The organism is Kitasatospora sp. NPDC057542 (assembly GCF_042801945.1).
In the GTDB taxonomy this organism is placed as follows: Bacteria; Actinomycetota; Actinomycetes; order Streptomycetales; family Streptomycetaceae; genus Kitasatospora.
Window position 1 is genome coordinate 1 of the sequence record NZ_JBHVFE010000354.1, and the last position, 9,568, is coordinate 9,568.

Here is a 9,568-nt window from a genome sequence, read left to right on the forward strand (position 1 = left end):
GCAGCGGACTGTGCCCGCTGCCGGGCCGCCGTGTAGTGTCCCCGCTGAAAGGTGTCGGGAGGTGCCGTGACGCAGTACGCCGGAGGTGGGCAGGTCCCGCCGCGTCCTGTCGCTCCGCCGGTGCCGCCGGGGGGCGGTACACGGGGGACGTCCTCGGGGGCGCCGGTCTCCCCTCCGTCTCCGCCGCCGGTCCGCCCGGCGCCCGCTGCCCCCACCGCTCCCGGGCCCACCGCTCCCGGGCCCACCGCTCCCGGGCCCACCGGCCCCGGGCCCGCCGCTCGTCGGGCTCCGGCCTCCGCGGCCGCTCCGGCGCCGAGCGCGCCGGTGCCCGCCGGCGGCACCGGGCACTTCGTGCTGCCGTCCGGCGCGCCCGTCCAACTGCCCACCCACCCGCCGCAGCACCACGCGCCCACCGGGCCGATCGCCGTCCTGCTGATCGGACCGGCCGGGGCCGGCAAGACCACCGTCGCCCGCCACTGGGCCGAGCGGCGGCCCACCCCGACCGCGCACATCAGCCTGGACGACGTCCGCGAGTGGGTGCAGTCCGGCTTCGCCAACCCGCAGGCCGGCTGGAACAACTCCGCCGAGGCGCAGTACCGGCTGGCCCGCCGCACCTGCGGCTTCGCCTGCCGCAACTACCTGGCCAACGGCATCTCCTGCATCATCGACGACGCCGTCTTCCCGGACCGCCCGGCGATCGGCCTCGGCGGCTGGAAGCGGCACATCGGCCCCGGCATGATCCCGGTCGTGCTGCTGCCCAGCCTGGACTCGGTGCTGCGCCGCAACGCCCGGCGCAGCGGCAACCGCCGCCTCGGGGACGAGGAGGTGGCCCGCATCCACGGACGGATGGCCGGCTGGTACAACTCCGGGCTGCCGATCATCGACAACTCCTACCTGGACGTCGCCGGGACGGCCGCCGAGCTGGACCGCGTCATCCTGGCCCGGCTGATGGGCATTCCGGTCCGCTGACCTGCGGCGTCGCGGAGCTGTCGGAGCCGGCTGCGATGATGGACAGGTCCAGTCGAAGCGCCCGGAGGAGCTGACGCCCGTGCCCGAAGGCCACATCATCCACCGCCTCGCCGCCGAGAACCGGAAGGCCTTCGGTGGCCGCCCGGTGCGGGTCTCCAGCCCGCAGGGCCGGTTCGCCGACGAGGCCAAGGTGATCGACGGGCAGCTGCTCAGCGGTGCGGAGGCCACCGGCAAGCACCTCTTCCTCGGCTTCGAGGAGGGTGCCTGGGTGCACGTCCACCTCGGCCTCTACGGCGGCTTCACCTTCGGCACCGGCCCGGCGCCCGCGCCGGTCGGGCTGGTCCGGCTGCGGCTGGAGAACGCGGACGGCTACGCCGACCTGCGCGGCCCCAACACCTGCGCGCTCGTCACCGAGGACCAGAAGGCCGCCGTCGCCGCCCGGCTGGGCCCCGACCCGCTGCGCGCCGACGCCGACCCGGAGGCCGCCTGGCGCCGGATATCGGGCAGCCGGACGACCGTCGCCGCGCTGCTGATGGACCAGAAGGTGCTGGCCGGGGTGGGCAACGTCTACCGGGCCGAGGTGCTGTTCCGCCACGGTATCGACCCGCACCGGGCCGGGCGCGACCTCACCCGCCGGGAGTGGGACGTGATCTGGGCCGACCTCGTCGCCCTGATGCGCGAGGGCGTCACCGCCGGCCGGATCGACACCGTCCGTCCCGAGCACACCCCCGAGGCGATGGGCCGCCCGCCCCGGGTCGACGACCACGGCGGCGAGGTGTACGTCTACCGGCGGGCCGCCATGCCCTGCCTGGTCTGCGGCACCGAGGTGCGGACGGAGGAGCACGCCGCCCGCAACCTCTTCTGGTGCCCGACCTGCCAGGCGGTGTGAGCGGGGCCCGGCCCCGTGTCGTAGGCAGCCCTCTGACCTGCGACGATGGACGTCGTGCGCGCCGAGCCGCGTGCCACTGTCCGCACTGCCACGTGTGAACGTGGAGCGAAAGGAAGTCCCATGATCTTCATTACGGTCAAGTTCCCGGTCCGCCCCGAGCGCGCCGACGAGTGGCTGAGCCTGGTCGACGAGTTCACCCAGGCCACCCGCCGCGAGCCCGGCAACCTCTTCTTCGAGTGGTCCCGCAGCGTCGACGACCCCAACGAGTTCGTCCTGGTCGAGGCGTTCCGCGACGGCGACGCGGGCAAGGAGCACGTGGAGTCCGCGCACTTCGCCAAGGCCATGGAGGAACTGTCGTACGCGGTGGCCGCCAAGCCGCGGATCGTTTCGACCGAGATCCCCGGCCTGGACGGCTGGGCGGAGATGGGCGAGATCACCCCCCGGTGACACCCGAGGGCCCCTCCGGCCGGGTGCCCAGCCCGTAGGCTGGGGCCGACCGGCCGGAGGGAGCAGGCGGATGGAACGGCACGAGGTGGCCAACACCGTGTCAGGTGCCACGGTGGGCGGCCACGTGGTGCAGGCCCGGGACATCGGGTCGGTGCACTTCCACGAGCGGGAGCCGCTGCCGAGGCCGCATCAGATCCGGCCTCCGCATGGTCCCTTCGTCAACCGGGAGCCGGAACTCGCCGCGCTCGCGGAGGCCTTGGGTCGGGTCGAGGAGGGCGGACTCGGGGTCGTGGTGTTCACCGGCCTCGGCGGGGTCGGGAAGACCGAGCTGATCGCCAAGTTCACCGAGGACCACCGGGAGCACTTCCCGGGCGGGGACCTCTACGCCGACCTGGAGGCCTACCGGCACCAGGGCGGGGTGGACCTCCCCGAGCTGCTGGCCGGCTTCCTCCGGGCCCTCGGCACCGAGCCGCCGGCGGTGGAGGCCGAGCGGTTCACAGCCTTCCGCACCGCCACCGCCGAGCGCCGGTGCCTGTTCTTCCTGGACAACGTCGAGCACGCCGCGGAGGTCCGCGCACTGCTCCCGTCCAGCGGGCTGGTGGTGGTCGCGAGCCGGCGGCGGTTGCCCGCGCTGCGGACGGACGGCGCGCAGGTGCGCCGACTCGGGCCGCTGAGCGCGACGGCGGGCGCCGAACTGGTGCGCGGCTGGGTGGGCTCCGGGCGGGGCACCGACGGGGAACTGGCGGAACTGGTCGAGCTGTGCGGCGGGCTGCCGCTCGCGCTGAACGCGGTCGGGAGCCAGCTGCTGGACCGGGACAGCCTGCCGGTCGGCCGGGTGGTGGCCGAACTGCACGACCGGGAGGGCGGGTTGGCGGTGCTGGAGGACGAGGAGAACGATCTCGGCGCGACGTACGACCTGGTCTACGAGCGGCTGTCGGCACAGGGGCGGGCGCTCTACCACCTGATCGGGGTGCACCCCGGTCCCTTCGTGTCCGCCGAACTGGCACGTGCGGTCGGCGTCGAGCGGGCCGAGCGGGCGATCAAGGAGCTGCGTGGCGTCCACCTGCTGGACGAGGTGGTGGACGACGACGACCGCGAGAACCGCTTCCGGGCCCACGACGTGGTGCGGCTGCACGCCTACGGTCGGACGCGGGAGCTGTCCGACCGCGGGGAACTCCTCGCCGGTGTGGTCGCGTACTACCGGGGCCGGGCGTCGGTCGCCGACCGCGCGCTGGCCGGGAAGCGGCTCCGTCTGCAGGACCGGAGCGGTGACGACCTGCCCGGCTTCCCCTCCGGGACCGCGGCCCTGGAGTGGCTGTACGCCGAACGCGCCAACTTCCGTGCGGTGGTGGAGGAGGCGGCCGCGCAGGGGTGGCACGGCGAGGTGTGGCGGCTCTGCGAGTCGCTCTGGCTGCTCTACCACGGCCGGAAGCTCTACCAGGACTGGATCGCGACCCACCGGCTCGGCATCGAGTCGGCCCAGTGGGACAACCGGCCGGACGCCGTGGTCCGGATGCGCAACCAGCTCGCCCGCGCCCATTACGAGCGCAAGGAGTACCGGCTCGCCGCCGAGCAGTTGGCGCTCGCCACGGAGCAGGTGCCGCTGGTGACCGACCGTCAGGTGGTCGGGGTGCTCTACGAGACCGACGGCCTGCTCTGCCTGGCCGACGGCCGCCCGGGCGACGCGGTGGAGCGGTTCACGCTGGCCCTGGCGGAGAACCGGGGCGACGACCACGGCGAGATCGTCCAGAGCTACAACCTGGCGCAGGCGCTGATCGCCGACGGGCGCGCCGAGGAGGCGCTGACCGTGCTGACCGGGGCCACCGGGCGGGCCGTGGCCACCGGGGACGACGACATGCTGATGAAGCTGCCGCTGGTCCGCGCCCGGGCCCACCGGGCGCTCGGGCAGCTGGATCTCGCCGTCGCTCACGCGCAGGACTGTGCCCGGCAGGCCGAGAGGCGGAGCCAGTACGCGAAGGAGGCGCAGGCGCACACCCTGCTCCTCGCCCTCGCCGAGGAGCTGGACGACGCGGGGCTGGCCGAGCGCAGCCGCGAGCGGCTGCGGCAACTGGCGGGTTAGGGCCCCGTCCGGAAGGACACCCGGGTGTGGTGCCGGCCGGTGCGGACGGTGAGCCCGTGCTCGGGCAGGCCGGCCGGGTCGCCGCCGTCGGCGAGCCAGCAGGCCACGGCGGAGCCGAGCAGCAGCGGGTCGATGCCGGGGTCGGGGCAGCCCCAGTCCGGTTCGGCGCGGGCCTCCAGCAGCAGGCCGGTGCGCAGCCGGAGCAGGTGGCGGGCCGGGCCGAGGGCGGCCACCGCGACGGCGAGGCCGGGGAGTTCGGCGATGGTGTCGGCGAGCCAGCGGGTGGCGGGGCGTTCGGCGTGCACCGCGGTGCGGGCGAGGACCTCGGCGGTGTAGCGCAGGGCGTCGCCCGGGTGTTCGTCGGTCAGGGCGTGGAAGCCGCGCGGGGTGTGGTCGTTCGGGTCGAAGGGGTAGCGCCGGAGGCTGACGTCCGTGCCCCCGCTCGTGCCCTTGACGTCGTACGCGGTGGGCCCCTCGGTGGCCGCGGGGCATGGAACGGGCCTGGGGTAGGGCAGAAGGGCCGGTTCGTCCCGGGGTTCGTCCAGTCCCTCCAGGAAGGAGTAGAGCAGCGGGCGCAGCAGCCGGGCGGACTCGCCGCGGTGGGCGAGCGATCGGCCGGTGATGTCGCTCAGATCGGCCGGGTCCCGGGCCAGGACCAGTTCGAGTTGGGCGGCGAGGTCCCCGTCCGGGTCGAGGACGGGTGCGGCCTGGCCGAAGGCGTAGCTGGGGGAGCGCGGGTCGAGTTCGGCGGCGCCGGTGGCGACGAGCATGGTGCGGTGGTCCAGGGCGGCGCCGTAGACGGTGACCGAGCCGTGGTCGCCGATCACGCAGTCGGCGGCGACGAGTGCGGCCTGCCAGCCCTGGTGGGGCGGGATCAGGCGCAGGCCCATCCGGCGGGCGTCGTCGAGCAGCGCCGCGGGGTCGTGGCGGCTCCACACGTTGGGGTGCAGGACGACGGCCACCGTGTACTCGTCGGCGGGCAGTTGGCGGACCAGCCGCTGGGGCAGGTCGGGACGGCGGCCGAATAACGAGTGCTCGCTCCAGGTGGAGCTGACGACGACGAGCCGTCGGCCGCCGGTGGCGCCGAGCGCGGCGCGGTAGCCGTCACGGGAGCGCCGGCTACCGAGCATCCGGTCGAAGCACGGGTCGCCGACCACCTTGGCGACGTCGAGCGCCTCGGGGCAGGAGACCCGCAGCCGGTCCAGCTGTTCGGGGTGGGAGAGGCCGAGGACGTCCACGAACACCCGTCCGTGGTGGGTGAGTTCGTTGCGGGACAGGCCGGCGGCGCTGATCGTGTCGCCGGTGGACTCGGTGACCAGGCGGTTGTAGCCGGCGCCGTGCGGGAGGACGACGAGGCGGGCGTCCAGACGGTGCATGGAGGAGTGGACGGCGCAGGCGACGGCCAGGTCGAAGTGGCGACGGACGGCGTCCTCCCAGTCCAGCACGGTGAAGCCGGGCAGGCCGTGGAGGTACTCGTCCAGGGCGCGGTCGGCGAAGGCGGAACCGGGGTTGACGGTGAAGTAGAGGTCGATGCCGTGCGGGCTCAGCAGGGAGAGGACGTCCAGGACCCGGGTGGCGGAGGTGAGGGTGCGGGCGACCGCCAGCACGCGGGCCTTGACCGGGTCGGTGTTCCAGCGGTCGGCGGGCCAGGCGTGGGGGTGGGACGGCACACCATGATCGTACTGGCAGGGGCCGCCTCCGGCGCGCCGCACCCTTCCCGGGCCGGCGCGGGAAGGAGTCAGCCCGCGGCCGCGCTGGGTTCGTGGTGCTCGGCGGCGGCGCACTCGTCCAGGAGGGGGCGCATGGCCTCGTCCACGAGCCGGTAGCGCACCACTCGTCCGTCCCGGTCGCCGGTGACCACGCCTGCCGTGCGGAGCAGCCGCAGGGCCTGGGAGACGGCGGGGTCGCGCATACCGGTGGCGACCGCGAGGTCGGTGACGGCGAGCGGGCCGGCCCGGTGGAGGGCGAGCAGCAGGGCGAGCCGCCCGGGGTCGGCGAGCAGGGAGAACCGCTCGGCCCAGGACCGGACGTGCGCGGGGTCGCCGATCGCGGCGATGGCCTCGCAGACCCGGTGCCCGTCGATGGTGCGGTGGCCCGCGCGGTCGGCCGGTACGAGATGCATGCGGACATTCTTGCAGGCGCTCCGCTGTGATCCTGGACACCTGCGCAGGTGCGCAGCCTTGCACGGGTCGGGCCCGGCCCCTACGGTGTAGCCCGCCGTGGTGCTCGGGAAGACCGGTGACGGACCCTCAGGGGTCCCAGCCCGGAGCGGCCCTCGCCACTGTGATCGGGTCGTTCCTCCGCCTGCGGAGGAACGTCGTCCGTACCCACGGAGCCACTGGGCGCCTCGCGCGCCTGGGAAGGCGGGTACGGGCGTCCCGTAAGCCAGGAGACCGGCCACGGCATCTCACGAGGTTTTCCACGAGGTGCTGGAGCGTGATCCGCAGATGACCCTGCCCGAAACCGTTGCCGCCGGGGCGAAGGCGGCCCCTTCCGTCCTGCCCACCTTCAGATGGCGGCGCGAGGACACCGTCCGTACGGCCGGGTTGATGGTGGTGATCCTGGCCATGCACGTGGTGGCCTTCGGGACGCTGATCTTCCTGGTCGCACCCGAGAAGTACGCGGTCGGCACCCAGGTCTTCGGGGTGGGCCTGGGTATCACCGCGTACACCCTCGGCATGCGGCACGCCTTCGACGCCGACCACATCGCGGTGATCGACAACACCACCCGCAAGCTGATGGCGGACGGCAAGCGGCCGGTCTCGGTGGGCTTCTGGTTCGCCCTCGGACACTCCTCGATGGTGGTGCTGATGGCCGCCCTGGTGGCGGGCGGCGCGCAGTTGGCGAACACGCTGATGGACGACGAGTCGACCACCCACAAGTGGCTCGGGATGGTCGGTACGACGGCCTCCGGCGCGTTCCTCTACCTGATCGGCGCACTCAACCTGGCGGCGCTGCTCGGCATCCTCAAGGTGTTCCGGGCGATGCGGGCCGGGCGGTTCGACGAGAAGGAGCTGGAGGCGCACCTCGACTCGCGCGGCTTCATGGCCCGGGTGCTGAACCGGGCGACCCGTTCGATCACCCGGCCCGGGCAGATGTTCCCGGTGGGCATGGTGCTGGGCCTGGGCTTCGACACCGCGACCGAGGTCACCCTGATGGTGATGGCCGGCTCGGGTGCGGCCTCCGGCCTGCCCTGGTACGCGATCGCCTGCCTGCCGCTGCTGTTCGCCGCCGGGATGAGCCTGTTCGACACCCTGGACGGGACGTTCATGAACTTCGCGTACCAGTGGGCCTTCGCCAATCCGGTCCGGAAGGTGTACTACAACCTGACCATCACCGGTCTGTCGATCGCGGTGGCCTTCATCATCGGCACCATCGAGCTGGTCGGGGTGCTGCACGAGAAGCTCGGTCTGACCGACCCGGTCACCGGGTTCATCGCGGACATCTCGCTGGACAACGTCGGCTACGCCATCGCCGGGCTGTTCGTGGTGGTCTGGGCGATCGCGATCGGGTACTGGAAGCTGGCCCGGGTCGAGCAGCGCTGGACGCCCGGGAACTCGTGACTCAGGTGGCCGCGAGCAGCAGCGTGCCCGCGACGGCGAGCCCGGCGCCGACCGCCTGGACCGGGCGCAGCCGCTCCTTGAACACCCCGCGCGCCATCAGTGCGGTGACGACCGGGTAGAGCGAGGAGAGAACGGCGGCCACGGCGGCCGAGCCGCGGTGCGAGGCCATCGCGTAGACCCCGTTGGCGGCGACGTCGGCGAGCCCGGTCGCGGTGAGTGCGGGCAGTTGCGTCCGTACGCCGGGCAGCAGTTCGGCCGTCCCGCCGGAGCGGCGCAGCCCGGCCAGCAGGACGGCGCCACCGACGGCCACGTTGCAGACCCGCTGGACGCACAGCACCAGCAGCAGGCCGCCACCGGTGGAGGCGTGGGCGATCAGGGCCATCACGGTGCCGAAGCCGAAGGCGGCGGCGACGGTGAGCAGCAGCGCCTTGCGGGCCGCACGCGGCCCGCCGCGCTCGGGGCCGGCGGCCAGCACCACGCCGACCATCGCGACCGCGATCCCGGCGACCTGGCCGAGGCCGGGCCGGTCGCCCGGGGCGAGGCCGACGCCCACCGGCACCGCGACGCTGATGGTGGTGAGCGGGGAGATCACGCCCATCGGGCCGAGGGCGAGGGCGCGGTAGAAGGCGAGCACCGCGAACGGGCCGATCACCCCGGCGGCGACCGCCCACCACAGTGCCGGGGTGGCGTCGGTCCAGCCACCGGTGGCCAGGACGGCGGCGAGCAGCACCGCGGCGGCCATCGCCTGGGAGGCAACCACCACGGTGAGTGCGGGCAGTCGTCGGGCGAGCGCGCCGCCGCCGAAGTCGGCGACGCCCCAGAGCAGGCCGGCGGCGAGGGCGAGCAGGGCGGTCACCGCGAGGCTCCGCAGATCGAGGACAGCACAATGCACTCCGAAGTACAGTCGGATGGACTCGTTGCCGAGACGGCAGCGTAGTGCAATGAACTGAACTTTCCGAAGAATATTTTGTACTGTTCCAGCCAGTGGACACCGGAGGACTCCCGCGTGCCGGACCCCGACCTCGTCTCCCGGGCGCTCGCCCACAACCTCAAGCGGCTGCGCACCGAGCGCGGCCACACCCTGGACGCCCTCGCCGCCCGCTCGGGGGTGAGCCGCGGCATGATCGTCCAGATCGAGCAGGGCCGTACCAACCCGAGCGTGGCCACCGTGGTCCGGCTCGGCGACGCGCTCGGCGTCTCGATCGCCACGCTGCTCGACTACGAGAAGGGCCCGGACGTCCGGATCGTGCCCGGTGACCAGGTCGTGCCGCTGTGGACCGGGCCGTCCGGCGGGACCGGCACCCTGCTGCACGGGATCGAGGCGCCCGGGCCGCTGGAGCTCTGGGAGTGGCGGATGGAGCCGGGCGAGGAGTACTCCTCCGAGCCGCACCCGGCCGGGACGGTGGAGATCGTCCGGGTCGACGAGGGCGAGCTGACCCTGGTCCACGACGGTACGGACCATCCGGTGCCGGCCGGCGGCACGGTCTCCTTCGACGCCTCGTACGCGCACGTCTACCGCAACGCGGGGGAGCGGGTGCTGCGGCTGACCATGGTGGTCTCCGTCCCGCCGCCGCGCTGAGCCGTCGAGCGGACGGAACGGCGCCTCCCCGAGCCCGGGGA

General features: G+C 73.7%; 9 protein-coding genes and 1 riboswitch. Of the genes, 6 read left to right on the forward strand and 3 right to left on the reverse strand.

Going from position 1 to position 9,568, the window contains the following annotated elements; genetic code table 11:
• The first annotated feature begins 66 nt into the window (after window positions 1–66).
• From ACFU7Y_RS32405 to ACFU7Y_RS32420, 4 genes are all read left to right on the forward strand, one after another.
• Entirely contained in the window at window positions 67–969 is a 903-nt protein-coding gene (locus ACFU7Y_RS32405) for an AAA family ATPase (RefSeq protein ID WP_380770518.1), read from the forward strand.
• Between the two features lie 79 nt (window positions 970–1,048).
• Window positions 1,049–1,858 carry a DNA-formamidopyrimidine glycosylase family protein gene (locus ACFU7Y_RS32410; protein ID WP_224276664.1) on the forward strand — a complete coding sequence of 270 codons (810 nt, stop codon included), beginning with the start codon at window positions 1,049–1,051 and terminating at the stop codon, window positions 1,856–1,858.
• Window positions 1,859–1,978: 120 nt separating this feature from the next.
• Window positions 1,979–2,305, forward strand: coding sequence for a putative quinol monooxygenase (locus ACFU7Y_RS32415; RefSeq protein WP_224276666.1), 327 nt, complete (start codon window positions 1,979–1,981; stop codon window positions 2,303–2,305).
• A gap of 70 nt (window positions 2,306–2,375) precedes the next feature.
• Window positions 2,376–4,385: an AAA family ATPase gene (locus ACFU7Y_RS32420; RefSeq protein WP_224276668.1), complete on the forward strand. Its 2,010-nt coding sequence runs from the start codon at window positions 2,376–2,378 to the stop codon at window positions 4,383–4,385.
• Here ACFU7Y_RS32420 and ACFU7Y_RS32425 read toward each other — a convergent pair.
• Window positions 4,382–6,055, reverse strand: coding sequence for a hypothetical protein (locus ACFU7Y_RS32425; RefSeq protein WP_380770519.1), 1,674 nt, complete (start codon window positions 6,053–6,055; stop codon window positions 4,382–4,384). The two genes, ACFU7Y_RS32420 and ACFU7Y_RS32425, sit on opposite strands and share 4 nt — an antisense overlap.
• Before the next feature lie 68 nt (window positions 6,056–6,123).
• Window positions 6,124–6,507, reverse strand: coding sequence for a metalloregulator ArsR/SmtB family transcription factor (locus ACFU7Y_RS32430; protein WP_224276672.1), 384 nt, complete (start codon window positions 6,505–6,507; stop codon window positions 6,124–6,126).
• Between the two features lie 81 nt (window positions 6,508–6,588).
• A riboswitch (cobalamin riboswitch) is annotated at window positions 6,589–6,802 on the forward strand.
• A gap of 30 nt (window positions 6,803–6,832) precedes the next feature.
• Here ACFU7Y_RS32430 and ACFU7Y_RS32435 point away from each other — a divergent pair.
• A complete protein-coding gene (locus ACFU7Y_RS32435; RefSeq protein WP_224276674.1) occupies window positions 6,833–7,948 on the forward strand; it encodes a HoxN/HupN/NixA family nickel/cobalt transporter in 1,116 nt (371 codons plus the stop codon).
• Between the two features lies 1 nt (window position 7,949).
• Here the strand turns inward: ACFU7Y_RS32435 and ACFU7Y_RS32440 are convergent, their stop codons facing one another.
• On the reverse strand, window positions 7,950–8,804 hold the full coding sequence (locus ACFU7Y_RS32440) for an EamA family transporter (RefSeq protein WP_380770520.1): 855 nt from the start codon (window positions 8,802–8,804) through the stop codon (window positions 7,950–7,952).
• A gap of 150 nt (window positions 8,805–8,954) precedes the next feature.
• Here ACFU7Y_RS32440 and ACFU7Y_RS32445 point away from each other — a divergent pair, with 150 nt between their 5' ends.
• The gene (locus ACFU7Y_RS32445; protein WP_224276676.1) at window positions 8,955–9,527 is read left to right on the forward strand and encodes an XRE family transcriptional regulator; all 573 of its coding nucleotides are present in this window, start codon (window positions 8,955–8,957) and stop codon (window positions 9,525–9,527) included.
• Window positions 9,528–9,568 lie beyond the last annotated feature (41 nt).

Coding starts and splice junctions, on each gene's coding strand:
- ACFU7Y_RS32415 (WP_224276666.1), top strand. CDS start 1,979: ATGATCTTCATTACGGTCAAGTTCCCGGTCCGCCCCGAGCGCGCCGAC.
- ACFU7Y_RS32420 (WP_224276668.1), top strand. CDS start 2,376: ATGGAACGGCACGAGGTGGCCAACACCGTGTCAGGTGCCACGGTGGGC.
- ACFU7Y_RS32430 (WP_224276672.1), bottom strand. CDS start 6,507: ATGCATCTCGTACCGGCCGACCGCGCGGGCCACCGCACCATCGACGGG.
- ACFU7Y_RS32435 (WP_224276674.1), top strand. CDS start 6,833: ATGACCCTGCCCGAAACCGTTGCCGCCGGGGCGAAGGCGGCCCCTTCC.